Source organism: Rhodococcus sp. IEGM 1351 (genome assembly GCF_030056875.1).
Lineage (GTDB): Bacteria > Actinomycetota > Actinomycetes > Mycobacteriales > Mycobacteriaceae > Rhodococcus_F > Rhodococcus_F opacus.
Genome location: NZ_JASHKU010000014.1, coordinates 1 through 26,798, shown reverse-complemented (window position 1 = coordinate 26,798; position 26,798 = coordinate 1). Strand labels below are relative to the sequence as shown.

The 26,798-nt window shown below is 67.5% G+C and carries 23 protein-coding genes and 2 pseudogenes; 15 read left to right on the top strand and 10 right to left on the bottom strand.

The window, feature by feature from the left end:
• The first annotated feature begins 129 nt into the window (after window positions 1-129).
• On the top strand, window positions 130-558 hold the full coding sequence (locus tag QM806_RS23640) for an MmcQ/YjbR family DNA-binding protein (protein WP_283293061.1): 429 nt from the start codon (window positions 130-132) through the stop codon (window positions 556-558).
• 185 nt (window positions 559-743) lie between these two features.
• Here QM806_RS23640 and QM806_RS23635 read toward each other — a convergent pair whose 3' ends face one another.
• On the bottom strand, window positions 744-1,085 hold the full coding sequence (locus QM806_RS23635; RefSeq protein WP_065491009.1) for a metallopeptidase family protein: 342 nt from the start codon (window positions 1,083-1,085) through the stop codon (window positions 744-746).
• Complete coding sequence (locus QM806_RS23630; protein ID WP_169695477.1) at window positions 1,082-1,228, bottom strand: hypothetical protein; 147 nt, start codon at window positions 1,226-1,228, stop codon at window positions 1,082-1,084. Before QM806_RS23630 ends, QM806_RS23635 begins: the two co-directional genes overlap by 4 nt.
• A gap of 69 nt (window positions 1,229-1,297) precedes the next feature.
• On the opposite strand from QM806_RS23630, the pseudogene QM806_RS41440 reads away from it, so the two are divergent.
• Window positions 1,298-3,453: pseudogene (locus QM806_RS41440) on the top strand (ATP-binding protein).
• Between the two features lie 17 nt (window positions 3,454-3,470).
• Here the strand turns inward: QM806_RS41440 and ku are convergent.
• Window positions 3,471-4,358: a non-homologous end joining protein Ku gene (gene ku / locus QM806_RS23610; RefSeq protein ID WP_442792411.1), complete on the bottom strand. Its 888-nt coding sequence runs from the start codon at window positions 4,356-4,358 to the stop codon at window positions 3,471-3,473.
• Window positions 4,359-4,398: 40 nt separating this feature from the next.
• Complete coding sequence (locus QM806_RS23605; RefSeq protein WP_169695478.1) at window positions 4,399-5,547, bottom strand: lycopene cyclase family protein; 1,149 nt, start codon at window positions 5,545-5,547, stop codon at window positions 4,399-4,401.
• A gap of 650 nt (window positions 5,548-6,197) precedes the next feature.
• On the opposite strand from QM806_RS23605, the gene QM806_RS23600 reads away from it, so the two are divergent.
• Window positions 6,198-7,829, top strand: a complete 1,632-nt coding sequence (locus tag QM806_RS23600; protein ID WP_005565747.1) for an ABC-F family ATP-binding cassette domain-containing protein — start codon at window positions 6,198-6,200, stop codon at window positions 7,827-7,829.
• A gap of 73 nt (window positions 7,830-7,902) precedes the next feature.
• Window positions 7,903-8,118, top strand: a complete 216-nt coding sequence (locus QM806_RS23595; RefSeq protein ID WP_005255033.1) for a helix-turn-helix domain-containing protein — start codon at window positions 7,903-7,905, stop codon at window positions 8,116-8,118.
• A 24-nt stretch (window positions 8,119-8,142) separates the two neighbouring features.
• Here QM806_RS23595 and QM806_RS23590 read toward each other — a convergent pair whose 3' ends face one another.
• On the bottom strand, window positions 8,143-8,709 hold the full coding sequence (locus tag QM806_RS23590; RefSeq protein WP_005241827.1) for a TetR/AcrR family transcriptional regulator: 567 nt from the start codon (window positions 8,707-8,709) through the stop codon (window positions 8,143-8,145).
• Window positions 8,710-8,916: 207 nt separating this feature from the next.
• Window positions 8,917-11,721 (bottom strand): aconitate hydratase AcnA, encoded by a 2,805-nt coding sequence (gene acnA, locus QM806_RS23585; protein WP_005255034.1) that lies wholly within the window; start codon window positions 11,719-11,721, stop codon window positions 8,917-8,919.
• A 307-nt stretch (window positions 11,722-12,028) separates the two neighbouring features.
• Between acnA and QM806_RS23580 the strand changes: the two genes are divergently transcribed.
• From QM806_RS23580 to QM806_RS23545, 8 genes are all read left to right on the top strand, one after another.
• The gene (locus QM806_RS23580) at window positions 12,029-12,634 is read left to right on the top strand and encodes an Rv1476 family membrane protein (RefSeq protein WP_054247647.1); all 606 of its coding nucleotides are present in this window, start codon (window positions 12,029-12,031) and stop codon (window positions 12,632-12,634) included.
• Between the two features lie 381 nt (window positions 12,635-13,015).
• Window positions 13,016-14,515, top strand: coding sequence for an NlpC/P60 family protein (locus tag QM806_RS23575; RefSeq protein ID WP_005565744.1), 1,500 nt, complete (start codon window positions 13,016-13,018; stop codon window positions 14,513-14,515).
• Between the two features lie 204 nt (window positions 14,516-14,719).
• The gene (locus tag QM806_RS23570) at window positions 14,720-15,895 is read left to right on the top strand and encodes an AAA family ATPase (RefSeq protein ID WP_169694814.1); all 1,176 of its coding nucleotides are present in this window, start codon (window positions 14,720-14,722) and stop codon (window positions 15,893-15,895) included.
• Window positions 15,892-16,866 (top strand): DUF58 domain-containing protein, encoded by a 975-nt coding sequence (locus QM806_RS23565; protein WP_054248890.1) that lies wholly within the window; start codon window positions 15,892-15,894, stop codon window positions 16,864-16,866. Before QM806_RS23570 ends, QM806_RS23565 begins: the two co-directional genes overlap by 4 nt.
• Complete coding sequence (locus QM806_RS23560; RefSeq protein WP_005255039.1) at window positions 16,863-17,843, top strand: VWA domain-containing protein; 981 nt, start codon at window positions 16,863-16,865, stop codon at window positions 17,841-17,843. Before QM806_RS23565 ends, QM806_RS23560 begins: the two co-directional genes overlap by 4 nt.
• Window positions 17,844-17,906: 63 nt before the next feature.
• Complete coding sequence (gene fabG1 / locus QM806_RS23555; protein WP_050998704.1) at window positions 17,907-18,656, top strand: 3-oxoacyl-ACP reductase FabG1; 750 nt, start codon at window positions 17,907-17,909, stop codon at window positions 18,654-18,656.
• A gap of 48 nt (window positions 18,657-18,704) precedes the next feature.
• Window positions 18,705-19,502, top strand: coding sequence for an NADH-dependent enoyl-ACP reductase InhA (gene inhA, locus QM806_RS23550; RefSeq protein WP_054248891.1), 798 nt, complete (start codon window positions 18,705-18,707; stop codon window positions 19,500-19,502).
• A gap of 41 nt (window positions 19,503-19,543) precedes the next feature.
• A complete protein-coding gene (locus QM806_RS23545; protein ID WP_169694798.1) occupies window positions 19,544-20,659 on the top strand; it encodes a ferrochelatase in 1,116 nt (371 codons plus the stop codon).
• Here QM806_RS23545 and QM806_RS23540 read toward each other — a convergent pair.
• The gene (locus QM806_RS23540) at window positions 20,625-21,434 is read right to left on the bottom strand and encodes an Rv1486c family protein (RefSeq protein WP_005571991.1); all 810 of its coding nucleotides are present in this window, start codon (window positions 21,432-21,434) and stop codon (window positions 20,625-20,627) included. The genes QM806_RS23545 and QM806_RS23540 overlap by 35 nt on opposite strands.
• Before the next feature lie 67 nt (window positions 21,435-21,501).
• On the opposite strand from QM806_RS23540, the gene QM806_RS23535 reads away from it, so the two are divergent.
• Genes QM806_RS23535 through QM806_RS23525 form a run of 3 tightly spaced genes read left to right on the top strand, consistent with a single transcriptional unit; the run spans window position 21,502 to window position 23,984 of the window.
• Window positions 21,502-22,341 (top strand): DUF3097 domain-containing protein, encoded by an 840-nt coding sequence (locus QM806_RS23535; protein ID WP_039952851.1) that lies wholly within the window; start codon window positions 21,502-21,504, stop codon window positions 22,339-22,341.
• Window positions 22,342-22,349: 8 nt separating this feature from the next.
• A complete protein-coding gene (locus QM806_RS23530) occupies window positions 22,350-22,781 on the top strand; it encodes an NfeD family protein (RefSeq protein WP_005241863.1) in 432 nt (143 codons plus the stop codon).
• Window positions 22,782-23,984: an SPFH domain-containing protein gene (locus QM806_RS23525; protein ID WP_005571979.1), complete on the top strand. Its 1,203-nt coding sequence runs from the start codon at window positions 22,782-22,784 to the stop codon at window positions 23,982-23,984. It abuts the gene before it with no gap.
• Here the strand turns inward: QM806_RS23525 and QM806_RS23520 are convergent.
• The 3 genes and pseudogenes from QM806_RS23520 to QM806_RS23505 form a co-directional block, all read right to left on the bottom strand.
• Window positions 23,965-24,702 carry a thioesterase II family protein gene (locus QM806_RS23520; protein WP_054248727.1) on the bottom strand — a complete coding sequence of 246 codons (738 nt, stop codon included), beginning with the start codon at window positions 24,700-24,702 and terminating at the stop codon, window positions 23,965-23,967. The two genes, QM806_RS23525 and QM806_RS23520, sit on opposite strands and share 20 nt — an antisense overlap.
• A gap of 4 nt (window positions 24,703-24,706) precedes the next feature.
• The gene (locus tag QM806_RS23515) at window positions 24,707-25,312 is read right to left on the bottom strand and encodes an aminotransferase class I/II-fold pyridoxal phosphate-dependent enzyme (protein ID WP_267204546.1); all 606 of its coding nucleotides are present in this window, start codon (window positions 25,310-25,312) and stop codon (window positions 24,707-24,709) included.
• A 405-nt stretch (window positions 25,313-25,717) separates the two neighbouring features.
• Window positions 25,718-26,763: pseudogene (locus QM806_RS23505) on the bottom strand (transposase).
• Window positions 26,764-26,798 lie beyond the last annotated feature (35 nt).

Sequence of the window (26,798 nt, the reverse complement as noted above, 5' to 3'; positions counted from 1 at the left end):
CCCTCTCTCTTGTGCCGATCTCGGGCTGGGAGTCGTTGCGGGCCATCCGGTGTCGGCGACGGTACCGAACGCGAGGACAATCGACGCCGTGGCGTATTCGGAGCGGGGCATGACCACTACACTGCTGTGATGGCGGCGAAACCGCGGCACGCGCGGGTCGAAGATGTCCACGAACTGGCCCTGCGGATGCCTCACGCCAAGGTCGAGTACGGGCCCCGCGGCAACCCCATCTACCAGGTGGGCGGTAAATCGTTCGTGTTCTTCCGAACTCCGCGCCCCGACGCCGTCGACCCTCGTACCGGAGAGCGGTACACAGACGTGATCGTGTTCTGGGTGCCGTCCGAGTCCGACAAGCGAGCAATGGTTCAGGACGCGGCGTCGCCGTTCTTCACCACCCCGCATTTCGATGGACACCCTTCGATACTGTTGCGGGCGAGCATGGTTGGTGATCTCACGCTGCAGGAATTGATCGAGGTAGTCCAGGACGCGTGGCTCGCCCGCGCCTCGCCCACCCGGGCCGCCGCTTGGCTCGGCGGACACCTAGCACCTAGCACCTAGCACCTGGCCGCGGGGTCGGCGCGGACGACAGCGTGCTCCCGATCGGTCAGGTCGTCACAGTCGCGGCGGCCGACGACCACGTCGGCGACGGCGCGTGAGAAAACGCTGGGGGAGGCCTCCCTCGAGCTGCGAATTAGGCGGGCGCAGCGACTCGCCTGGTGCAACCACGGCTGGGGTCGATGACCTCACCATCCGAGTTCGTGCAGCCGGGCGTCGTCTATACCGAAGTGATGACCGATCTCGTGGACGACGGTCCGGCGCACCTGCTCCACAACCTCGGCGTCGCTGCGGCAGATGGCGCAGATTGCGAGGTGGTAGATCGTGATCCTATCGGGCAAGACGCCGGCGTACCGCGTCGTGCGGTTGGTCAGTGGGACTCCTTGGTACAGACCTAGCAAACCCGCCGGACCGGCGTCGTGTTGGACGGTGACAGCTACGTTGGCCATCACTCGACCCAGCCCCGCCGGCAAACTGTCGAGAGCCCGGATGACCATGTCCTCGAACCGCTCGCGTTCGACGTCGATCATGAACCTATTGTCCGGCACACCGGCCTGCTCGGCGCCGCACAACTGTCGGCGACCTCCTGCCCCCAGCCGACACCGCGGGTTCGTGCGGCCTTGTCCACCTCGTACCGCTTGTCGGTGACGAAGGAAAGCACCTGCACGTCCATGTTGTTATCTTGCCGCTGCGCGGAGGTAGCGTGGTTCGCGGGGGTCCGCGCGATGAAAGTGACGGCTTCATGCGTTCCGGTGGTAAGGCGGACGTGGGAAATCTTCCCCACGAACTGACGAGTTTCGTCGGTCGGCGCCGTGAGGTCGCTGAGGTTCGCCGACTGTGTGGTCGGTCGGGTTGGGCGAACTGCACGATCCAGACGCGGTCGTCGACGCCGTGTCGTCGGCATTGACACTGCGCGAGGGCCAGGACGCTGCACCTGAATCACTACTCGTCGAGTACCTCGCGGCACGGAAACTGTTGCTTGTACTGGACAACTGCGAGCACCTCGTCGAACCCGTGGCCGAACTCGCTGGAACCCTTCTCCGCGCCTGCCCGGAACTTCGGATTCTCGCGACCAGCCGGGAACCCCTCGGCATTGGGGGAGAAGCCACGTTTCGGGTTCCGTCGCTGACGATGCCGGAATCGGACAAGCGGTCGGCGCCAGCTGAGCGACTCGGTCACTTCGAGGCGGTGAACCTGTTCGCCGAACGCGCGGCGACGGCGGTCCCGGGCTTCGCTGTCACCGAGAACAATCAGGATGTGGTCGCGGCGATCTGCCGTCGCCTCGACGGTCTGCCGCTCGCGATCGAACTGGCGGCGGTGCGGGTGCGGGTGATGACAGTGGAGCAGATCCTGCATCGGGTGACGGACCGCTATGGCCTGCTGACCACAGGTGCTCGTGATGTGCTGGCGATGCGGGGACGGTTGGCGGTATTTTCGGGCAGCTTCGAACTCGACGCTGTCGAAGCCATCTGCGCCGACCCCGTGGCGGCGGACCAGGTTGTGGAAGTAGTGGGTTCGCTGATCGGCAAGTCGATCCTGATTCGCGAAGCGGACGCCGCGGGGGCGGTCCGGTACCGCATGCTCGACACCCTGCGCGACTACGGTACGGAACGGTTGCAGGAGACCGGCGAGTTCGGATCGCTGTTGCGGCGGCACCGGGAGTGATACGAACACGTGGTGCTGCGGGCGGAGTCCGATTGGATCAGTTCCCGGCAAGCAGCCTGGATCGTGCGTCTCGATGTCGAGCAGCCCAACATCCTTGCAGCACTGCAGTTCTGCCTCATCGGTTCGAGTGAGGCGGATGCGGGGATTCGCATGGCAGCGGCGTTGTACCCGTACTGGCGTGTGCGGGGCAGGCTGCGTGAGGGTATGCGGTGGCTTGCGCAGCTTCTGGCCGTTCAGGACGGCACACCCACTATGGACAGAATCAAGGCGTTTCGTGTGCTCGGTGTGCTGTCCGGGCTGCACGGAGACCCGGAGGCGTCGGCACTCTACGTGGAACGTGGTGGCGCGCTGGCAGCGCAGCTCGGCGATCGGGTCGCCGAGCTGCGATGATGGCCGATGCCGCCGGCCATCACGCACTGGTCGCCCAGGACTACGCGACGGCATGTCGACACTTCGAATCCTCGCTCGCGGTGTTCCGCACGGATGGCAACCTGCTGTATCTGATCTCGTCCCTGCTCGGGCTCGCTCTGGCCAGTGACGCGGACGGGAATCGGACGCGGAGCGAAGTGTGTTGGCAGGAGATCCTTGCGCTCACCGAGGCGCGCGGCGAGTCCGTCTATCGGGGATGGGCGCTGTGGGGTTTAGGGCTGGGGGCGTGGCAGCGGGGCGAGCATTCCCGTGCGAAGGATCTGGTCACGCAGGGGCTGCACCGTGCTCGGTCAGTGGACGACTGCGTCAGCGCAGGGGTGTGTATGGAGGTTCTCGTGGGTCGCGGTGGATGGGGGAGCTCCCCGGCGCGCCGCCAGGCTGATGGGTGCGATCGCGGCGCTCGCCCGTCCCGCGGGGAGTGCGAGCATCAACTACCCAGATGTGGGGGTTCTCCACCCCCAGTTCGAGCAACGCGCCCGCCGGGCGATGGGTGACCGCGCGTTCGATACGGAGTTCCGTGACGGCCTCGGGACGCGATTCGAAGAAGCCGCAGCGTACGCACTCGACGAGATAGGGCGGCCAGACACCTCCGCAGAGCCCGGACCCACGACTCTTACGCGGCGGGAGCAGCAGGTAGCCGAACTCGTCGCCGATGGCCTCACCAACAAGGCGATCGCTGGGAAACTCGTCATTTCGCAACGCACCGCCCAGGGCCACGTGGAGCACATCCTCTCCAAACTGGGATTCACCTCCCGTTCTCAGATCGCGGCATGGGTCGTCGAGCAGACGCAGGGGCAGTCCTGATCGCGCCTCATCGTCGATCAGGCGCGCTTGCGTTCCGAACTGGATGACTTCGCTGTGGCCTTCTTTGCGGCGGTCTTGGCCGGAGCCTTCTTCGCCGGCTTCTTCTTGGCGGGTGCGGCCTTCTTCCCGGCGGCGTCGACGCTGCGCTGCAGTGCGGCCACGAGATCCACCACTTCGGCGTCCTCGCCGCTCTTCTCGACCTCGGCGACGGGGATGACCTTCTTGCCGCCGGACTCGATCATCTCGTCGAGCAGTTCACGCAACTGCACCTGGTAGTCGTCGGTGAATTCGGTGGGGTCGAAGTCGTCGGCCATGCTGTCGACGAGGGTCTCGGCCATCGCGAGTTCCTTCGCCTTCGGCTTGTCGACGCCGTCGAGTGAGGAGAATTCCGCGGCGCGTACCTCGTCCGGCCACAGCAGCGTTTGAATCACCAGCACCCCGTCCCGGGAACGCATCGCGGCCAGTCGGGTGCGCTGCCGGAGAGTGAAGTGGACGAGGGCCGTGCGGTCGCTGTTCTCGAGGGCTGTCGCGAGTAGGACATATGCCTTCGGAGAGCTCGAATCCGGTTCGAGGAAGTAACTCTTCTCGAACAGAATGGGGTCGATCTGTTCGGTCGGGACGAACTGCAGAACGGGAATCTCGTGTTTCTCGGCGGCCGGCAGTTTCCCGAAATCATCGTCCGTCAACACCACGCGCACGCCGTCGTCGGAGTCGTAGGCCTTGTCGATATCGGCGTATTGGACGACGTTGCCGCATTCGGAGCAGACGCGGTTGTATTTGATCCGGCCGCCGTCCTTGGCATGGACCTGGTGAAACCTGATGTCGTGATCCTCGGTTGCCGAATAGACCTTGACCGGCACATTCACGAGTCCGAACGCTATCGAGCCCTTCCAAATCGACCGCATGCGTTCCATGATGGTCTCCTTTTCGCGTTCGCGCGACAGTTCATCGAACTTCCCGGCGAAGCGTCGAACGGAGAATCACACTGCGGATATCGCCGGAGGACGCTCGAAACATCCGCCCCATTGCGGACAGGGTTCCGCGCGGATTCGACCGCTCGGACAGGTACGCCGCCTGGAGTTGTGGCGGCAGATCGAAGAAATGCTCGAAGAATTCGGGGACGTGTTCGGAATCCAGATTCAGGAGGACGCGTAGGCCGACCGATCGCAGCGACGCGACGGTGCGTGCCTTCCACGGCCACAGTCGTGCGTTCGAACCGTCACGAAGATCGCGGGCCAGAACATCTGCGCACAGGAGCGACGCTGCGACGCTGTAGCCCGTTCCTGGGTGCATCAATCCGGCGCGGGCTCCGAAGCGTACCTGATCCGAGCTGTGGGCACGGCCGGCTTCGGGTGGTGGCTCGACGGCGAATCTGACCCTCTCGACGTCCGAATGGGACGGCACGGTGATGCCCCGCTGTCGGAGTCGGTCGTGGAGTCGGGTGGCGAGTTCCGAGATCGGGAGTGGGGGGCGACCGACCAGGCAGGTCTCTTCGAGCAGGAAACGGTCCTGCGCGAGCGGGACCCCGTAGAGGAACGACGGCGCGTCCGAGGGTGAGGTGCCGTTGTCGCGGCGCCAGTCCATGAACACAGCGGCCTCGCCGGCCAGCGCATGTGCGGCCGTGTCGGGGTCGACCACGACGCCGTATGCCGTCTGCTGGGCGAGGTCGGGGCTGTCGCCGGTGCCGCGAGCATCGACCACGACGTGCGCCTTCAGCGTCGAGCCGTCGTCCAGCTGGACGGAAGTGGGGGAGAGGTCTACGGCTCTACCTGCAAGAACGGTTCCGCATCCGCTGCCGAGTATTGATTGCAGTACTGATGTATTCAAAACACAATATGTGCGGTCGATGGTATGGCGACGGATCGTCCAGGCTGTCGGGCGAGGAGTTCTCGTGACGACGGCGTCCCGAGGGAGCCAGTCGGGGAGTTCGTCTTCCCAGGCCGCATACGTCGCGGTCCACGATCTACGGGGGAGTGGATCGACCGAGACGACTGTCGAACCGAGAGCCGTGGCCCGGTGGGCGAGGGCGCGGCCGGCAGGCCCGAGGCCGACGATCGCAACGTCCCAGATCGCTGGACGGGAAGAAACTGTCACGCCGCCAGCCTGTCACGGCGGCGGAATTATCGGCTGGAACGCGACCCGGTTCCATACTCGGACGCCGACGGAACGGCAAAGTTTCCCGAACTTCACGCGGTGCGTTCCGGCTATCCCGGGGTAGTGGAGGCTCCACAATCACAGGTCGCGATCTCCGTGAACTCACCACAGCCATCCCAGACCGGAGGAGGTGAGGTCAGGGGAGCGTGCGCCGCGGCCGGGTCGGGCGGCTGCGGGGGAGCGTGAGCGCTGAACGCGGCGCAGTGGCGCGGGTGGGGCGAGCACGAAGCGCCCTGCGATGTCGCGAAAGGATATCGGCTGGGCTCTCGCGTCAACCAGGTTGCCGGCCAAGGCAATGAGTCGGGCCGTGACGGAACACCAGGGTTTCGCAAACTAATACCGTGGCAATTTTCTCGTCCATCCGACGGGCTCGCCACAATTGCGCATCTCACCACCACGCAACTCACCTTCCATCAAGCACCTGCACAGGGGCCGGAGAGCTTCCTGCGGGTCGGATACGGCGGCGAACGTTAGCGGGATCACCGGCAGGCGTGTTCCGAGTCGCCGACGGTCGGGTAAAATTGCTGGTTCGTGTGTTCTTTGCGCAGTTTTTCTCATTCAACGCGAGCGTCATTTTCCTAGGAGTCTTGTTGATCACCGCTACCGACCTGGAAGTTCGAGCTGGAGTGCGGACGTTGCTGTCCGCGCCCGGACCGGCTTTGCGGGTACAGCCCGGCGACCGCATCGGGCTGGTCGGCCGTAACGGTGCCGGCAAGACGACGACCCTCCGCATCCTCGCGGGGGAGGGGGAGGCGTACGCCGGTGCCGTGGTGCGCACCGGCGATCTCGGGTACCTCCCGCAGGACCCGAAGGAAGGCGACCTCGACGTCCTCGCGAAGGACCGAGTGTTGTCCGCGCGCGGACTCGACTCGCTGCTGCGGGACATGGAGAAGCAGCAGATCCTGATGTCGGAAGTCGTCGACGACGCCGAGCGCGACAAGGCCGTGCGCAAGTACGGCAATCTCGAGGACCGCTTCTCCGCACTCGGCGGGTACGAGGCCGAGAGCGAAGCGGCGCGCATCTGCAACAGCCTCGGACTGGCAGACCGCATCCTCGGTCAGCAGCTGCACACCCTGTCGGGTGGTCAGCGTCGCCGTGTCGAACTGGCGCGCATCCTCTTCGCGGCGTCGGACGGTAGCGGCGGACGGTCGGACACGACCCTGCTGCTCGACGAGCCGACCAACCACCTCGACGCCGACTCGATCACCTGGCTGCGGGGATTCCTGCAGAACCACGAGGGTGGTCTGATCGTGATCAGCCACGACGTCGATCTGCTCAACGACGTCGTGAACCGGGTGTGGTTCCTCGACGCCGTGCGCGGCGAGGCCGACGTGTACAACATGAGCTGGAAGAAGTACCTCGACGCCCGCGCGACCGACGAGCAGCGTCGCCGCCGTGAGCGCGCCAATGCGGAGAAGAAGGCCGGCGCGCTGCGCACGCAGGCCGCGAAGCTCGGCGCGAAGGCCACCAAGGCGGTGGCGGCACAGAACATGGCGAAGCGCGCCGACAAGCTGATGTCGGACCTGGACGCGGAACGAGTGTCCGACAAGGTGGCCCGGATCCGGTTCCCCGAGCCTGCCGCGTGTGGCAAGACTCCGCTGATGGCGGAGAACCTGACCAAGGTTTACGGTTCGCTCGAGATCTTCACCGGAGTGGATCTGGCGATCGACCGTGGGTCACGGGTCGTTGTGCTCGGTCTCAACGGTGCCGGTAAGACGACGCTGCTGCGCATTCTCGGCGGTGTCGAGACGCCGGACGCAGGCGGGCTCGTCCCCGGTCACGGGCTGAAGATCGGCTATTTCGCGCAGGAGCACGACACCCTCGACGACAACGCGTCGGTGTGGGAGAACATTCGTCACGCGGCGCCGGACACGGGGGAGCAGGAGCTGCGTTCGCTGCTCGGTGCGTTCATGTTCACCGGCCCGCAGCTCGAGCAGCCCGCAGGCACGTTGTCCGGTGGTGAGAAGACGCGCCTCGCGCTGGCGGGTCTCGTGTCGTCCGCGGCGAACGTCCTGCTGCTCGACGAGCCGACGAACAACCTCGATCCCGTCTCCCGCGAGCAGGTGCTCGATGCGCTCCGCAGCTACACCGGTGCCGTGGTGCTGGTGACGCACGACCCGGGCGCGGCCGAGGCCCTCGACCCGGAACGGGTCATTCTCCTGCCCGACGGCACGGAGGACCACTGGTCGCAGGACTACCTGGAACTGATCCAGCTCGCCTGAGCACTGCGCGTAGATATCGCCGTCACGGGGCTCTACCGTGGAAACCACCGTCGCTCGCCGACTGGAGGAGTTCATGGCTGACATCGGGGTCTTCGCCAAGAGCGCTCGGATCACGGGACCGTCGCGCGCCGATCTGCAGGCGGAGCTGAAGGAGCGCTACCAGGCCGGTGCGAGTATTCGTTCCCTTGCCCGGGAAATGGGGAGATCGTACGGATTCGTCCGCAACATCCTCGCAGAATCCGAGGTGGAGCTCCGCGGACGAGGCGGAGCTCACCGTCGCAAGACCTGACCGGTGTCGGTGGGGAGTGCGGTGTCAGTCGCGGCGTCGGACGGATTCCTCGACGAGGTCGAGGACGGCCGACAGGTTGTCGCCGGCGTGCCCGGAGGCGATGCGTGCGACGAGGCCGTCCAGAACCAGGTCCAGGTAGCCGATCAGCACGTCGGTCGGGACGTCGTCGCGGAGGCGGCCCGCGGACTTCTGCCGCGCGAGACGCGCCATGGTCGCCTCGGTGAGTTCCGCCGACCGTTGTGACCAGCTTCTGCGGAAGTCGGGATCGTTCCGCAGCCGTCGGGCGATTTCGAGCCGGGTTCCCAGCCAGTCGAACTGTTCGGGCTGGGCGAGCATGTCCCGCATCACCTGGACGAGGCCTTCGTGTGCGACCACGTCGGCCATCCTGGTCGCGTCCTCGTGGGCGAGCGCGAGGAACAAGCCGTCCTTGTCCTTGAAGTGATGGAAGATCGCCCCGCGTGACAGTCCGGTCACTTCTTCGAGCCGGCGGACGGTGGCGCCGTCGTAGCCGTATTCGGCAAAGCAACGGCGGGCGCCGCTGAGGATCTGACTGCGCCGTGCCGCGAGATGGTCTTCACTGACCTTGGGCAAAGTGCCTCCTTCGTCGGCCTGTGAGTGTTTTTCGGCCCTCGACATGTGAGGGCCACCGAAAGCGCGAAGCGCGCACGACCACCTCGATCGGGACAGCGGCGAAGCTCCCCTGAAACTGGTCGTGCGCGCTTCGTGCCTGTCATGGCCGAAAACACTCACAGGTGCGTAGCGCCTGTGGGCCGAAAGCTCGCACAGGCGCGATAGCGCCTAGCCCTTGATCATGTTGCGGAGCACGTACTGCAGGATGCCGCCGTTGCGGTAGTAGTCGGCCTCGCCGGGCGTGTCGATACGCACGACCGCGTCGAAGACGACCTTCTCACCGTTCTCGCGGGTTGCCGTGACCTTGACGGTCTTCGGCGTGACACCCTCGTTGAGCTTCTCGACGCCTTCGATGTCGAAGACCTCGGTGCCGTCCAGCTTCAGCGACGCAGCGGACTCGCCGGCCGGGAACTGCAGCGGCACGACGCCCATGCCGATGAGGTTGGAGCGGTGGATGCGCTCGAACGACTCGGTGATGACGGCCTTGACGCCGAGGAGGCTGGTGCCCTTGGCGGCCCAGTCACGGGACGATCCGGAGCCGTACTCCTTGCCGCCCAGCACGACCAGCGGGATGCCGGCCTTCTGGTAGTTCTGCGACGCGTCGTAGATGAACGCCTGCGGTCCGCCGTCCTGGGTGAAGTCACGGGTGTAGCCGCCGGAGACGTCGTCGAGGAGCTGGTTGCGCAGACGGATGTTCGCGAACGTGCCGCGGATCATCACCTCGTGGTTACCGCGACGCGAGCCGTAGGAGTTGTAGTCCTTGCGGTCGATGCCGTTCGCGTCCAGGTACTGCGACGCGGGCGTGCCGGCCTTGATGTTGCCGGCCGGGGAGATGTGGTCCGTGGTGACCGAGTCGCCGAGCAGCGCGAGGACGCGGGCGCCCTTGATGTCGCTGACCGGGGTCGGCTCCTTCGGCATGCCGTCGAAGTAGGGTGGCTTCCGCACGTAGGTGGAGTTGGCGTCCCACTCGAAGGTCTTGCCCTCCGGGGTGGGCAGTCCGCGCCAGCGCTCGTCGCCCTTGAAGACGTCGGCGTAGCCCTTGACGTACATCTCCTGGCTGATCGAGGAGTTGATGGTCTCCTGGATCTCCTGGGGAGAGGGCCAGATGTCCTTCAGGAACACGTCGTTGCCGTCGGCGTCCGTGCCGAGGGCGTCGTGCTCGAAGTCGAAGTCCATCGTGCCTGCGAGGGCGTACGCGATGACCAGCGGCGGGGAGGCCAGGTAGTTCATCTTCACGTCGGGGGAGATGCGTCCCTCGAAGTTGCGGTTACCCGACAGCACCGCGGTGGCGGTGAGGTCGTTGTCCTGGATGGCCTGCGAGATCTGCTCGTCCAGCGGGCCGGAGTTGCCGATGCAGGTGGCGCAGCCGTAGCCGACGAGGTAGAAGCCGAGCTTCTCCAGGTACGGCCAGAGGCCGGACTTGTTGTAGTAGTCGGTGACGACCTGCGAACCGGGTGCCATGGAGGTCTTGACCCACGGCTTGGCGGACAGGCCCTTCTCGACGGCGTTGCGGGCGAGCAGGGCGGCGCCGAGCATGACCGACGGGTTGGACGTGTTGGTGCAGGAGGTGATCGACGCGATCACGACTGCACCGTGGTCGAGGATGAACTCGCCCTTGTCCTCGGACAGAACCTTGACCGGCTTGGTCGGGCGGCCCTCGGATCCGTTGGCGGCCGACTGCACGTCGACTGCGCCGTCGTCGGCGAACGACAGGGCGGCGGGATCGCTCGCGGGGAACGACTCCTCGACAGCCTCGTCGAGCTGCGAGTGACCCGCGGGGTGGTGCTCCTCCACGTAGTTGTGGATGTCCTTGCGGAACGCGTTCTTCGAGTCCGACAACAGGATTCGGTCCTGCGGGCGCTTCGGGCCTGCGATGGACGGAACCACGTCACCGAGGTCGAGTTCGAGGTACTCGGAGTACTCGGGCTCGTGGTCGGCGTCGTGCCAGAGGCCCTGTTCCTTCGCGTACGCCTCGACGAGTGCGAGCTGCTCCTCGGAGCGGCCGGTCAGGCGGAGGTAGCTGACGGTCTCGGCGTCGATCGGGAAGATCGCGGCGGTGGAACCGAACTCGGGGCTCATGTTGCCGAGCGTCGCGCGGTTGGCCAGCGGAACCTCGGCGACACCCTTGCCGTAGAACTCGACGAACTTACCGACGACGCCGTGCTTGCGCAGCATGTCGGTGACGGTGAGGACCACGTCGGTGGCGGTGACGCCGGGCTTGATCTCACCGGTCAGCTTGAAACCGACGACGCGCGGGATCAGCATGGAGACGGGCTGGCCGAGCATGGCGGCCTCGGCCTCGATGCCGCCGACGCCCCAGCCCAGCACGCCCAGGCCGTTGACCATGGTGGTGTGCGAGTCGGTGCCGACGCAGGTGTCGGGGTACGCCTGGCCGTTACGGACCATGATCGTCCGGGCCAGGTGCTCGATGTTGACCTGGTGGACGATGCCGGTGCCCGGGGGGACGACCTTGAAGTCGTCGAACGCGCCCTGGCCCCAGCGGAGGAACTGGTAGCGCTCACCGTTGCGGGAGTATTCGATCTCGACGTTGCGCTCGAACGCGTCGGCGCGGCCGGCGACGTCGATGATGACCGAGTGGTCGATGACCATCTCGGCGGGTGCGAGGGGGTTCACCTTGTTCGGGTCGCCGCCGAGTGCGGTGACCGCTTCACGCATGGTGGCGAGGTCCACGATGCAGGGGACGCCGGTGAAGTCCTGCATGATCACGCGGGCAGGCGTGAACTGGATCTCGACGTTCGGGTCGGCCGACGGATCCCAGCTCGCGATGGCGCGAATGTGGTCGGCGGTGATGTTCGCGCCGTCCTCGGTGCGAAGCAGGTTCTCGGCGAGAACCTTCAGTGCATAGGGCAATTTTTCGGTGCCGGGCACGGCCGAGAGGCGGAAGATCTCGTAGGAGTTCTCACCGACCTCGAGGGTGCCTTTGGCGCCGAACGAATCAATACTCGTGCTCACGTCAGCTCCACTCGTCTATGAGGGTCGCCGCCGACGGGGCTGTGTCGACGGCTGCAGGCACTGCGGGCACGACTGATCCGTGTGCGCTGTCGTGCTAGCGATGACGGAATCGGCCCATACCGCGGTACCTCCGATAGTCTAACAGTACGCTTGTCCTGTGAGAATTCGGGGGGGAATCGAGCGTGTACCCCTCGGCGATTCTCCTCGATCCCGACGCGGGACGCGCGCGGACGGAACGGAACTTCGGGGACTCCTCACGTAGTGTTCACGCGAGGCTTTACGTTCCTACAGCAAACCCGGATGAGAGATGCCTGCCCCTATCGCCACCGCACTTCCTGCCAGTGTCATGCTCCCCGTCCATTCGGCCCTCCCGTTGTCGACGGACCTTCCGGAAGACATCGACGTCTCCGACGTGGTCGCGGACGTGTCCGACGACGGCGTGTCGGCGCCGTCCGACGAGGCGAGTGAACTCGCCGCCGTGGTCGACCGCGCGGCCGAGCACGGGATCAAGCTGAGCATCGTGGTGCTGGACGAGGATCCCGGCCGCGATTCGCAGCTGCGCGACCTCGCGACCGAGGTCGGGGCGGAAGAGGGTGGCACCGTTCTGGTGCTGAGTCCCAGCTGGGTCGGCACGTACAGCGATTCGATCAGCCGGGTCCTTCTCGAATCGGGTCAGGACCGCACCTACACCGGCGATGCGGTGGTCTCCGCGAATCACTTCGTCGACGAGGTGATCGAGCCGGGACCGCCGTGGGCCTTGTTCACGGCCGTCATCGTCGCGATCGTCGTGATCGCGTCGGCTGCCACGTTCTTCGCGAAATCGCGCCGGGCGTCCGTATCCCGTGACGACACGGCAGAAAAGCGCGACAGCGCTTCGGGGGCCGGCACGTCGTACGAGCGGCCGAAGCCCTGACTCCTCCCGAATTCCCGGGATAACTCGGCGGCAATTTCACGATTCGCCCACGCGTGGCCGCTGCCTGCGTCGATGCGCGTAAATAGCGCCGACGATTCACAGTTCGACATTTCCGCTGGTCAAATTACTCATGTGTTATTTGTGACTAAAGTTTCCATAGAGTCCGGAAGTGTCGTACGGTGCATTTGGCGCTCTTGGGGAAGAAGTGTCGCAGGCTGGTGATTGACGTCCAAAGTGACGGCGATCCGGTGTATATCGGTGTCGCCGAAGCGCGGGAAGGTGTGGCTGCCGCAAATTTCTCCCCACGACGAGCACGGCGCGGTGTGCGTGATCGGTGCAGAACCGAGGGAGAGAGTTGTGAAGCGACAAGCACGAGCTGGAGTGGGGCACCGTAGCTTCTCCCGCGGGCGCACTCGCACGGCGCGACTCCTGATCGGATTGGGCATCGTCGGAGCCCTGATCACCAGCACGCCCGGCCTGGCCGCGGCGGTGCCACCCCCGCCGCCGAATCCGTCCGACAACGACATCGCGCAGGCCCAGACCCAGGTGTCGGCGGGCCTCGGGCAGGTCAGCGAACTGATCAACCAGGTCGCCTCCGCGGATCAGCAGCTCGCTCAGCTCGACAACGAGGTCGCCATCAAGCGTGAGGACGTGAACCGGGCCCTGGTCGATCTGCAGAACGCCCGCAGCGCCGCCGATCTGGCGGCCGGCGTGGTCGGGGCCTCACAGCAGGCGCTGCGCGACGCCGGCGCGCAGATCGAACTCGCGCAGAAGGACTTCGACAAGTACGCCCGGTCGAGCTACACGCAGGGCACCAACGTCTCGTCGATCTCGACCTACCTGGGCGCCCAGGGGCCCGGCGACGTCCTGGATCGGGCGCAGGTTCTGAAACTCCTGGCCACCAGCCAGAATGTAGTGCTCGAGGGTCTGCAGCGGGCACGGACCGCGCAGGCCAACAAGGATTCCGCGGCCCGCGAGGCGAAGCAGCAGGCGGACGTGGCCGCCGATCAGGCCGCGTCGAAGAAGTCGCTGGCGGAGCAGGCGATCGCGATCGCTCGGTCGGCGCTGCAGGACCAGGCGGCCAAGAAGGCGCAGATCGAGAGCAACCGCGCCGCCGCCCAGGCCCAGCTCGACGCCGCCCGCGGGAACGTCGCGGGGTTGCAGGGGCAGCGTGAGGCATACGCGACGTGGGAGGACCAGAAACGCGCCGAGGACGCGCAGAAGGCTGCGATCGCCGCCGCGGCCCGGGAGGCCGCGACGCAGGCCGCGGCGCGGGTGGCCGCCAACGAGGCGGCTCGACAGCGCGCCGCGGAACTCGCCGCGGGGCAGCGCGCGCACACCACGATCGAGGAGGACTCGGAAGACGAGGACTCCGACTCCTCGGCCGACGGCGGGACGACCACGCCGAAGTCCACCCCCAAATCGAAGCCGTCGACCAGCGGTGAGGACCTGACCGGCAGCGAGGCCATCGAGACCGTCATCGATCGGGGACTGTCCCAGATAGGTGTGGAGTACGCGTGGGGCGGCGGCGACGAGAACGGCCCCACCCTCGGCATCCGCGACGGCGGTGTCGCCGACAGTTACGGCGACTTCAACAAGGTCGGTTTCGACTGCTCCGGTCTGATGATCTACGCGTTCGCTGGGATCGGCATCTCCCTGCCGCACTACACCGGGTATCAATACACCGCGGGCGAGCAGGTTCCCTCGGAGGAGATGCAGCGCGGCGACATGATCTTCTGGGGCCCGAACGCCAGCCAGCACGTCGCCCTGTATCTCGGAGACGACCAGATGCTCGAGGCCCCCGAGTCGGGGGACGTCGTCAAGATCTCCCCGGTGCGATGGGACGGCATGACCCCTTACGCTGTCCGTATGGTGTCGTGATCCATGATGTCGATGAAGTAGTCCGCAGTGCGGATCGTGCTTGGTTGCGGCGGGGGTTGCTTGCACCTGGAATAGTTGAGCAAGTACGTGAACGGGCGGAACGATCTAGGTGAAAGCGGTGGATTCTTGGTGACCTCACGTGATGATGCGGTATCGGAGGGTGCAGCCCGGAAGGAGTCGCCCGCGAAGGCCGCTCCCGAAGGTGTGAAGAACGGGGGTGCGGCCAACGGATCGGGTCCCCAGAACGTCACCGCGCCGAATGCACCCTCACAGAACACGGGCACGCAGAGCGCGACGGCGAAGACTGTCGCGCCCAGTCTCGCCGCCGACGTCCAGATGCTGGAACGCGCGATCTACGAGGTCAAGCGCGTGATCGTCGGGCAGGACCGGCTCGTGGAGCGGATCCTGGTCGGTCTGCTCGCGAAAGGGCACGTGCTGCTCGAGGGTGTGCCGGGTGTCGCGAAGACCCTGGCCGTCGAGACGTTCGCGAAGGTGGTCGGCGGATCCTTCTCGCGTGTCCAGTTCACCCCCGACCTGGTGCCCACCGACCTGATCGGTACGCGCATCTACCGGCAGGGGCGCGAGGAGTTCGACACCGAACTCGGTCCCGTCGTCGCGAACTTCGTGCTCGCCGACGAGATCAACCGCGCGCCGGCGAAGGTGCAGTCGGCGCTGCTCGAGGTGATGGCCGAGCGGCACGTCTCGATCGGCGGCAAGCGGTACCACATGCCCGACCCGTTCCTGGTGATGGCGACGCAGAACCCGATCGAGAACGAGGGTGTGTACCCGCTGCCGGAGGCGCAGCGCGACCGCTTCCTGTTCAAGATCCTCGTCGACTACCCGACGGTGGAGGAGGAGCGCGAGATCGTCTACCGGATGGGTGTCGATGCGCCGGAACCTCACCAGGTCCTCGATCCCGAGGAGCTCGTCCGCCTGCAGAAGGTCGCGAGCGGTGTCTTCGTGCACCATGCGCTCGTCGACTACGTGGTCCGGGTCATCGCGGCCACACGCACACCGGCCGAGTTCGGTCTCCCCGAGGTCGACGGCTGGATCGCGTACGGCGCGTCTCCGCGCGCGACGCTGGGCATCATCTCCTCGGCCCGGGCGCTGGCGTTGCTGCGCGGGCGTGACTACGTGGTGCCGCAGGACGTGCTCGAGGTGATCCCGGACGTGCTGCGTCACCGTCTCGTGCTGTCCTATGACGCTCTCGCCGACGAGGTCAGCCCGGACGACGTCATCTCCCGCGTGCTGCAGACCGTGGGTCTGCCGCAGATCGCCGCACAGCCGACGACGGTCCCGGCCGCTCCCGCCGGTCACCACGGACCGCCGGTCCCGTCCACGTCGGTGCCCGGACCGACGGCGATGAGCCAGCCACGGTGAGTGCGCGTACCGCCGGTGCGCAGAGCTCCGGCCCGCCGCCGTCGTTTCGCTCCGGCGAACTCCGTGATCCCAAACTGTCCGCGGCGCTGCGGACGCTGGAACTGACCGTCCGCCGCCGGCTCGACGGCGTGCTGCACGGCGACCACCTGGGCCTGATCCCGGGACCGGGCTCCGAACCGGGTGATGCGCGCGAGTACCAGCCGGGCGACGACGTGCGTCAGATGGACTGGTCGGTGACCGCCCGGACGACGCACCCGCACGTCCGGCAGTCGGTGGCCGACCGGGAACTCGAGACGTGGCTCGTCGTCGATCTGTCGTCGAGCCTCGACTTCGGTACCGCCGACTGCGAGAAGCGGGACCTCGTGGTGGCCGCTGCCGCCGCCGTCACGCACCTGACCAGTGGCGGCGGGAACCGGATCGGGGCGATCGTCTCGACCGGCGCCCAGACCACCCGGATCCCGGCCCGCGGAGGCCGCATCCACGCGCAGGCGATGCTGCGTCAGATCGCGACCACCCCGCACGCCCCGGACGGGGTGCGGGGAGACCTGCAGGGTGCGGTGGAGTCGTTGCGCCGACCCCAGCGTCGCCGCGGTCTGGCCGTCGTCATCAGTGACTTCCTCGGACCAATCGACTGGGAGCGGTCGCTGCGGGCGATCTCGGGCCGCCACGACGTACTCGGTGTCGAGGTGCTCGACCCGCGAGATCTGGAATTACCCGACATAGGGGATGTAGTGCTGCACGATCCGGAGTCCGGACGGACCCGCGAGTTCACGACCACACCGCAACTGCGCGCCGACTTCGCGCGGGCCGCCGACGAGCACCGCCTGCAGGTGGAGCAGTCGTTGCGGCGTTGCGGCGCACCGCTGCTCAGTCTGCGGACCGACCGGGACTGGATCTCGGACGTCGTGCGGTTCGTGTCCGCCCGGAAGCACAGTTACGGGACCGCGACGAACCAGAGGTCCCGCCGGTGAGCCTTTCCCAGTTCACCTCGCCGTGGTGGCTGCTCTTCCTCCTGATCGTCGTGGCACTGGTCGCGGGATACGTGTGGGTGCAGCGTCAGCGGCAGAAGCACACCCTCCGGTTCACCAACTTCGCGCTCCTCGAGAAGGTCGCGCCGTCGAGGCCTGGCCGGGCCCGGCACATTCCGGCGCTGCTGATGGTGCTGGCGCTGGTGTTCTTCAGTGTGGCGCTGGCCGGACCGACGGAGGACAAGCGGGTTCCACGGAACCGGGCGACCGTGATCCTCGTCATCGACGTGTCGTTGTCGATGAAGGCGACCGACGTGGAACCGACCCGGCTGGCCGCCGCGCAGGACGCCGCGAAGTCGTTCGCCGACGGGCTCACCCCCGGCATCAACCTCGGTCTCGTCGCGTTCGCCGGCACGGCCTCGGTGCTGGTGTCGCCGACCACCAACCGGGAGGCGTCGAAGGTCGCGATCGACAATCTGCAGCTGAGCGAGCGGACCGCCACCGGTGAGGCGATCTTCACGTCGCTGCAGTCGATCGACACGCTGGCCGCGGTGCTCGGCGGCAGTGATCAGGCCCCGCCCGCCCGCATCGTGCTGCTCTCGGACGGCAAGCAGACGGTGCCCGAGAACCCGGACGATCCGCGCGGCGGGTTCACCGCGGCCCGGCAGGCGAAAGACAAGGACGTCCCCATCTCGACGATCTCGTTCGGCACCAGCTACGGCAAGGTCGAGATCGAGGACGAACGCATCCCCGTGCCCGTCGACGATCCGTCACTGCGGGAGATCGCGGATCTCTCCGGGGGCAGCTTCTTCACGGCCTCGAGCCTGGAGGAACTGCGCGACGTCTACGACACCCTCGAGGAGCAGATCGGGTTCGAGACCACCCGCGGCGACGCCAGCCGCCCCTGGCTCGTGCTGGGGGTCCTGTCCGCCACGGCGGGGCTGATCCTCGCGCTGGTCCTGCGTCAACGGCTGCCGTGATCTGCGTTCCACCGCGGCCCCGCGCTTCCACTCCTGCACATCTGAACAGATAGGTTGATCCCCATGTCTACCCCACAAACTACTGACGCGTCAGTTGGGACGGTGTCCACTCCTCGGTCGGTGCTCGTCACCGGCGGCAACCGCGGGATCGGCCTCGCTGTCGCGCAGCGCCTCGCGGCGGACGGCCACAAAGTCGCGGTCACGCACCGCGGTTCGGGTGTGCCCGACGGCCTGTTCGGCGTCCAGTGCGACGTCACCGACACCGAGTCGGTCGACCGCGCCTTCAAGGAGGTCGAAGCGCACCAGGGTCCCGTCGAGGTTCTCGTCGCGAACGCCGGCATCACCGACGACACGCTGATCATGCGGATGACCGAGGAACAGTTCACCTCCGTCGTCGACGCCAACCTGACCGGCGCGTTCCGCGTCGCGAAGCGGGCGACACGGTCGATGCTGCGGGCGCGGTTCGGCCGGTTCGTGTTCCTCGGGTCGGTCGTCGGTCTGGCCGGTGGTCCCGGCCAGGTGAACTACGCGGCGTCGAAGGCCGGCGTGGTCGGTATCGCGCGGTCGCTGACCCGTGAACTCGGTTCCCGTTCGATCACCGCGAACGTGGTGGCCCCGGGATTCATCGACACCGACATGACCGCGGTACTCGACGAGAAGTACAAGGACATGATCACCGGCGCCGTCCCGCTGCAGCGGCAGGGCAAGCCCGAGGAGGTCGCCGCGGTGGTGAGCTTCCTGGCCTCCGACGATTCCGCCTACGTCTCCGGCGCGGTGATCCCCGTCGACGGCGGCCTCGGCATGGGCCACTAGCTCTCCCCACTCCACTTCCCGGACTTTTTCTTCACAGGAGGACACCTCATGGGCGGATTGCTCGAAGGTAAGACCATTCTCGTCACCGGCATCATCACGGACGCGTCCATCGCGTTCCACGTCGCCAAGGTCGCCCAGGAACAGGGCGCCAAGGTGATCATCACCGGCTTCGACCGTCTCCGGCTGATCGACCGCATCGCGCAGCGCCTGCCGCAGCCGGTGCCGGCCGCGCTCGAACTCGACGTGCAGAACCCGGAGCACCTCGCCAGCCTCGCCGACCGCATCCGGGAGATCGCACCCGAGGGCGTCGACGGCGTCGTGCACTCCATCGCGTTCGCGCCGCGGTCCTGCCTGGGCAGCCCGTTCTTCGACGCACCGTGGTCCGATGTGGGAGTGGCGTTCGAGGTCTCCGCCTACTCGTACGCGTCGCTGTCGAAGGCGCTGCTGCCGGTGCTGAACGACAACGCGTCGATCGTCGGCATGGACTTCGATCCCGCCCGCGCGGTGCCGTTCTACAACTGGATGGGTGTCGCCAAGGCGACCCTCGAGTCGGTGAACCGGTATGTCGCCAAGGAGGTCGGCGAACGCGGTATCCGCTCCAACCTCGTCGCGGCGGGCCCGATCAAGACCCTCGCCGCCAAGGCCATCGCCGGCACCGCCACCGACGACGCCAAGCAGATGAACGAACTCAACACGGCGTGGGACGAGCGGGCGCCCATCGGCTGGAACGTCGACGACCCGGAGCCGGTCGCGAAGACCGTGTGCACCGTGCTGTCCGACTGGCTGCCCGGCACCACCGCGTCGATCATCTACGTCGACGGTGGCGCCCACGCGATGGCCGGCTAGGGCACTACCCGGGGAGTGCGCCCCGAACGGCACCACGGAAGATGGGGATCATGATCGCTGCGAATTCGACGGACGGTTCCGGTTCCCGGTTCGATGCCCTTCTCGTGTTGTCGTTCGGGGGTCCGGAGCAGCCCGCCGACGTGCGCCCGTTCCTGGAGAACGTGACCCGGGGCAGGGGGGTGCCGCCCGAACGTCTGGACGCGGTCGCCGAGCACTACCTGCATTTCGGGGGCGTGTCGCCGATCAACGCTCTGAATCGCGACATCATCTCCCGCGTCGAATCCGAATTGGTAAGCGCTGGAATGGATCTGCCCGTCTATTTCGGTAACCGGAACTGGCACCCGATGGTCGAGGACACCGTCGCCCGGATGGGTGAGGACGGGGTGCGGTCGGCCCTCGTGTTCCCGACGTCGGCGTGGGGCGGGTACTCGGGCTGCAGGCAGTACCACGAGGACGTCGCGCGGGCGCGGGCGCGGGCCGCAGCCGGGGAGGGGGCTCCGCACCTGCTGAAGCTGCGCCAGTACTACGACCACCCGCTGCTGATCGGGGCGTTCGCCGACGCCGTCCGCGAGGCCGCGGTGCAGCTCCCCGCCGGGTGCCGGGCCGCCGCGCGCCTGGTGTTCACCGCGCATTCCGTGCCGGTGTCCGCTGACGTCAACGCGGGACCGCCCGCGGAGGGTGGTCGTCTCTACAGCCGGCAGGTGGCCGAGGCGGCCCGGCTCACCGCCCACGCCGCCGGCTTCGACGACTTCGACCTGGTGTGGCAGTCCCGGTCCGGGCCACCCCAGGTGCCGTGGCTCGAACCGGACATCTGTGACCACCTGGACGCCCTCGCCGGCCGCGGTGTGGGCGCGGTGATCGTGTGCCCGGTGGGATTCGTGTCCGACCACCTCGAGGTGGTGTGGGATCTCGACACCGAGGCCCGGGACAAGGCGGCCGAACTCGGCATCGACTTCGTACGCGCGGCCACCCCCGGAACGGATCGGCGGTTCGCCGAACTCGTCGTCGCACTCGTGGCCGAGCAACTGGCCGGCACACCCGCCGCGCGGCTCGGTTCCGAGCCGCTGCTCGGTTCGACCCTGGACGGTCAGTCCTGCGCGGTCGACTGCTGCAAGACCGTGGTCAGGCCGTCAGGCCGTCCCGCGCACACGCGTTGACGGCGGCGGTGCGCGCCGAACGCACCGCCGAACGCAGGGGCCGCAGCAGATCCTCGAGCGTGGCCGCACTCGACGCGGACACGGTGCGCGCGGGGGCCATCTGCTCGGCGACCGTGAGGATCGCAGCCACCTGATCGGCCGAGTCCAGGATCCGCAGCGCCCGCGGGGCGATCGTCGCCGGATACCGGTGCCGTGCGGACTGCGCCAGCGCGTCGGCGATCAGCGCGCGCGGGTCGGCGCCGAAACCGGAATCGAGCATGTGCAGCGCCTCGAGCGCGGCCGCGGCGTCCCGCACCGCCTGCCGCATCGTGAACTCTGCCTCACCCAGTCCGGTGTGGTGGGCGTCGAGGGGAAGCCGCTCGATCGTCGACACCGTCCAGCGCAGCACGTCCGGACCCTCGACGTGCGGGACCAGCCCCGTTCCGGACCGGCCGGGCGGTCCGACGAGCACACCCTCGCCCGCGCTGATCGCGGCGGACGCGAACTCGGTGCCCGCGGGAAGCCCACGCACGTCGCCCGGCCCGGGCAGGACCAGCCGGATCTCGGTCTCGGGTTGCGACACGGAGCGGCGCATCGTCTGGAGCAGCGCCGTCACTCCGGCGTCCTGCGGGTGGGGCCACGGCAGCCCGGTGCGGCCGGCCGTCCCCTCGTCCTCGGCGCAGGCCAGATGCATCGGCGCCCACGCGTGGAGGGCGTCGATGACGTCGTCGGGTGCACTGTTCCCGGCGAGCCAGGAACTGGCCCACACGGTGAGAGTGGCGCTGGGTGAAGTCACGATAAACGAGCATATGTCGGCGTGGCGGCGTGTGCGTAACGGCGCCGCTGGCATAGCGTCAGCGCCCGTGAGCGGAGGCGACAGATACGGCGACATCTTTTCCGGACACCCACGCGCGAGGAAGCCCGTGACGCCGACGGTCCCGGCCGAGCGGGACCTGGTGGTCGAGGACGCGGGCACCGGTTTCTGCGGGGCGGTGGTGGGGTTCGAGCGCACCTACGACGGCGATTTCGTCCGCCTCGAGGACGGGGCGCGGCGCACCCGGTTGTTCGCGATGCGGGAGGCGGCGTTCCTCATCGACGGGAAACCGGTCACCCTGATCCGCCCGGCGGCCAAGCCCGCCGGACCGGTGACCACCCGATCGGCGTCGGGATCCACCAAGGTGGAGGGGCTGCGGGCCCGGACGGCGCTGGCGAGCCGGATCTGGGTGGAGGGCGTGCACGACGCCGCCCTCGTGGAACGGGTGTGGGGGCACGACCTGCGCGTCGAAGGTGTCGTCGTCGAGCACCTCGAGGGTCTCGACAATCTGGGGGAACGGCTCGCCGAGTTCCGGCCCGGCCCCGGACGGCGCGTCGGTGTCCTCGTCGATCACCTCGTCACCGGATCGAAGGAGACGCAGCTGACCCAGGGGCTCGGGCCGAACGTGCTCGTGACCGGGCACCCGTTCATCGACGTGTGGGAGGCGGTCCGCCCGTCGGCGGTGGGCATCGAGGCGTGGCCGAAGATCCCGCGCGGTGAGGACTGGAAGACCGGGGTGTGCCGCGAATTGGGGTGGGGGACACCGCGCGACGGCTGGCGCCGGGTCTATTCGGCCGTCAACTCGTTCCGCGACCTCGAGGCACCACTGATCGGGGCGGTCGAACAGCTGGTCGACTTCGTCACCGTCGGTTCCGGAGATTCTGGTTAGATGGTGTTGTGGCTGCATTGATTTGGCTGGTAGCGGGGGTGCTGCTCGCCGCCGCGGAAGCGTTGACGGGGGACTTCTTCCTCCTCATGCTGGCGGGCGGTGCGCTGGCCACGGCCGGGGTTACCGCGATCACCGACTTCCCGGTCTGGGTCGACGCGGTGATCTTCGGCGTGCTGTCCCTCGCCCTGATCCTCGGGGTGCGGCCGGTGTTGTTGCGTAAGTTCGAGACCCCGCCACCGACCCCGACCGGGATCGAGGCGCTGACCGGCAAGCAGGCCCTGGTGCTCGAGGAGGTCGCCGAACACGCAGGGCAGATCAAGCTCGGCGGCGACGTCTGGACGGCCCGCCCGCTCGACAGCACGGAAGTGTATCCACCGGGGACGACCGTGACGGTAATGCAAATTGACGGCGCGACCGCCGTCGTATGGAGGGGACCCTAGATGGCAGCGCTCATCGTGTTGATCGTGCTCGTGTTGTTCGTCGCCCTGGTGGTGGCCAAATCGGTGGCGCTGGTGCCGCAGGCCGAGGCCGCGGTGATCGAGCGACTCGGCCGGTACGCGCGGACCGTGTCGGGTCAGCTGACGTTCCTGATCCCCTTCGCGGACCGTATCCGAGCGAAGGTGGATCTGCGTGAACGGGTGGTGTCGTTCCCGCCGCAGCCGGTGATCACCCAGGACAACCTGACGCTGAACATCGACACCGTCGTGTACTTCCAGGTCACCAACCCGCAGGCCGCGGTGTACGAAATCAGCAACTACATCGTCGGTGTCGAGCAGTTGACCACCACCACGCTGCGCAACGTCGTCGGCGGCATGACGCTGGAGGAGACGCTCACCTCGCGTGACTCCATCAACGGGCAGCTGCGCGGTGTGCTGGACGAGGCCACCGGCCGGTGGGGTCTGCGCGTCGCCCGGGTCGAACTCAAGAGCATCGATCCGCCGCCGTCGATTCAGGAGTCGATGGAGAAGCAGATGAAGGCGGACCGCGAGAAGCGGGCCACCATCCTCACCGCCGAGGGGCATCGGGAGTCGGCGATCAAGACGGCGGAGGGCGACAAGCAGTCCCGCATCCTCGCCGCGGAGGGCGCGAAGCAGGCGTCGATCCTCACCGCGGAGGGTGAGCGGCAGTCCCGCATCCTGCGGGCGCAGGGCGACCGAGCCGCGAAGTACCTGCAGGCGCAGGGCCAGGCGAAGGCGATCGAAAAGGTGTTCGCCGCAATCAAATCCGGCAAGCCCACCCCCGAACTCCTCGCCTACCAGTATCTGCAGACGCTGCCGCAGATGGCGCAGGGCGACGCGAACAAGGTGTGGCTGGTGCCCAGCGACTTCGGTGACGCCCTCAAGGGGTTCGCGAAGACCCTCGGCGCGCAGGGGCAGGACGGGGTGTTCCGGTACGAGCCGTCCACCACGGAGGAGGATCTGCCCAAGCCCGAGGACGATTCGGAAGAAGTCGCCGACTGGTTCGAGACCAAGTCCGACCCGGCGATCGCGCAGGCCGTCCGGGCCGCGGAGGTCGAGGCCCGTCGTCCAGTCGACGGTCCGGGACCGCTCGCGACGTCCGGTGGCGCCGACGAGCATGCGCCGCTGGATCCGGGGGGAGCGCCCGGGCAGCTGCCGCCGCCCGTCACCCCGCCGACTCACTGACCGACTCCGACACGGCGTAGCGACGCAGTAACGGGCGGAGCACGCCGAAGAGGTGTTCGGGTGTGTGCTCGAGGTAGAAGTGATCGCCCGGCATGATGTGCACCTCGCGCAGCCGGGTGGTGTGCCGCTCCCAGGCGTGCAGATCCCGCTCGCCGACCAGCGGATCGGCGTCCGCGCCGAGCACATGCACCGGACAGGAAAGCGGCGGGTCGCCCGGATCGCGGTAGCCGGTGCAGAGGCGGAGATCGTCCCGCAGCGCGGGGAGGCAGCGGTCCCGCCACGCCGGCCGGGCCTGGAGGTCGGCGGGCAGACCGCCCGTGATGCGCAGCAACTCGATCAGTGGCGCGTCGTCCAGGTCGTCGACCGGTGGCAGCGGCGAGGGTAGGTGCGGCGCCGAGTACCCGGAGAGCAGCAGCGCCCGTGGGAGCGGCTGCCCGGCCGCGCGCCGGCGGCACGCGAGCCGGTACGCCACCAGCGCACCCATGCTGTGCCCGAAGAAGACGTGCGGCTCCGTGAGGTGTTCGGCGAGTTCGGAGTCGAGTGCGGTGACGAGGGACTCGACGTCGGTGAACCCGGCCTCGCCGGCACGGCTCTCCCGTCCGGGCAGCTGCACGGGCCACACCGACACGTGCGGGCTCAGGGCGCGGTGCCAGTGGCGGTACGTCGAGGATCCGCCGCCGGCGTGAGGGAAGCAGAACAGCCGGAGGGGGCCGGGCACGGCGCTACGCCGCCGCGACGAGCGTGGCGAGTTCTTCGGCGAGAGCGGCCACCGTGGACCGGATCTGGTCCTCCGTGTGGCACGAGGTGACGAAGAAGCGCAACCGCGCGAGGTCTTCGGGCACGGCCGGGTAGAGGATCGGGTTCACGTTGATGCCGCGCCGGAGCAGGGCCTTGGACAGTGCGAGGGTGCGGAGTGAATCCCCGACGATGCACGGGATGACCGGGGTGTCCTCGGTGTCCTTGGTATCGATTCCGGAGTCCGTGGCGAGCTGCAGGAAGAGCCGGGAGTTGCGACGCAACCGGTCGAGCGCCTCGGGTTCGGCGCGCATCTGTCGGATCGCGGCCAGGGACGCCGCGGCATTCATCGGCGTCATCCCGACGCTGTAGACGAAACCGGGTGTCGTGTACTTCAGGTAGCGGATGAGCGCGGCGCTGCCCGCGACGTAGCCGCCGCAGCCGGCCAGGGCCTTCGACATGGTGCCGGACCACAGTTCGACGTCGTCGCGGTCGACGGCGAAGTGCTCGCCGATGCCCCCGCCGGTGGCGCCGAGCACCCCGATGCTGTGCGCCTCGTCGATCATCATCAGTGCCTGATACTTCTTCTTCACCGCGATCATCGCGGGCCGTCGGGGATGTCGGTGGTTGGGCAGTGCAAGGCGGCATGGGTGGGCCGGTGGCCTTCTCGGCGCACAGGTCCGGGTGACCGAATCTTTGACCGCGCGGAGCTCGATTCTGATCTGGGCAGGCCCGGATGGGAGTGTGTGGGAGCGACGCCGGAGCGGGTGGTGGCAGTGTATTGCCGGATGTCTGGCTCGACAGGGTAAGGGGCGTCGCTGGTCGATCCGAAAAGATGTTGCGGGACAGCACTTCTGGTGCGGTGTATCGAGGTATGCATGGATCGCGATTCGAGTCCGGGGGGCAGCAGGCGGGGTTGAGCCGGATGCTCGACGGCGCGCCCGAGGGCCGGTTCGCCGGTGGCGTGGTTCGGGCGGTGATTGAGTTCCTGACGGAGGTCAAGCCACCTGGCGGCTCGTAGGCTTGGTCATGGCGGGCTGGGCTGTTGGAGACCATCGCGACTCTTGGGACTCCTGGCCCGCCGCCTGCTTGCGGCGCTCACGCATCCGCTTGTAACGGACATTTTTGCGCCGCCGCGGGTCGATCTTGTAGCGCGCCGTGACGATCGCCCGGCCCTCGGCCTCGGTGATCGGCGTGCCGTCGACGTCCCGCAAGGCGTACCGCTGGCCGGCACGCATACAGGCGGCGATCCGGGTGACCAGATGGGTGGCCAGATGACAGATCGCAGACTCGTGATGCCGGTCGCCGACCATCAACCGCTGGTACTTCGCCGCGAACTGGGGATCGACCCTGCGAGCCTGGTCGGCAGCGGTGCACAGCACCTCACGCAACAGCGGATCCCGGCCTTGGTGATCGAGGACTCGACCTTGCTCACCCCGGACTGGCTGACCTTGGGAACCAGACCGGTATACGCGCGGATCGCGGCCAGGGACGTGAACCGGTGCGGGTCGCCGATCCGTCCAGCGATGACCGCGCTGATCACCGCCCCCACGCCGGGAGCAGAGGCAACGATGCCGGCCGGGTCGGCGTCGGCGTAGAGGTTCGCGACTCGCTCGTCGATCTGCTTGATCTGACGGGTCAGGAACAATGCCTGCTCGGCTTCGTGGGCGATGTCCTCAGCGAGCTCGGCGAAGGCCGGCAAGGGCAGTCGGGCGAGCAATTCGGAGTCGATCCGGTCGTTCTTGGTGTGCTTGGAGTAGTACTTACGCAGGTCGGCCGACTGGGCGGTCGTGACCATCACCACGCGTGCACCGTGGCGACGGAACCACTCCGCCAGCACGATCCACGCGTTCCGGGTCGGCTCGACCACCACGGTCAGCTCAGCCGGATCGGGCAGGTCCAAGTCCGCCCACATCCGTTCCAGATAGGCCAGCCGTGTCCAGAACTTCCGGCCACGCCATACCGTGGCACCATCACGGGCCCGCGTCGCCTGATGCTCCGCCCAGACAGCCACGTCGATCCCCAACGTCAATGCCATCGTCATTGCTCCTGTCGGTCCACATCCCTGTTCACCAGGTG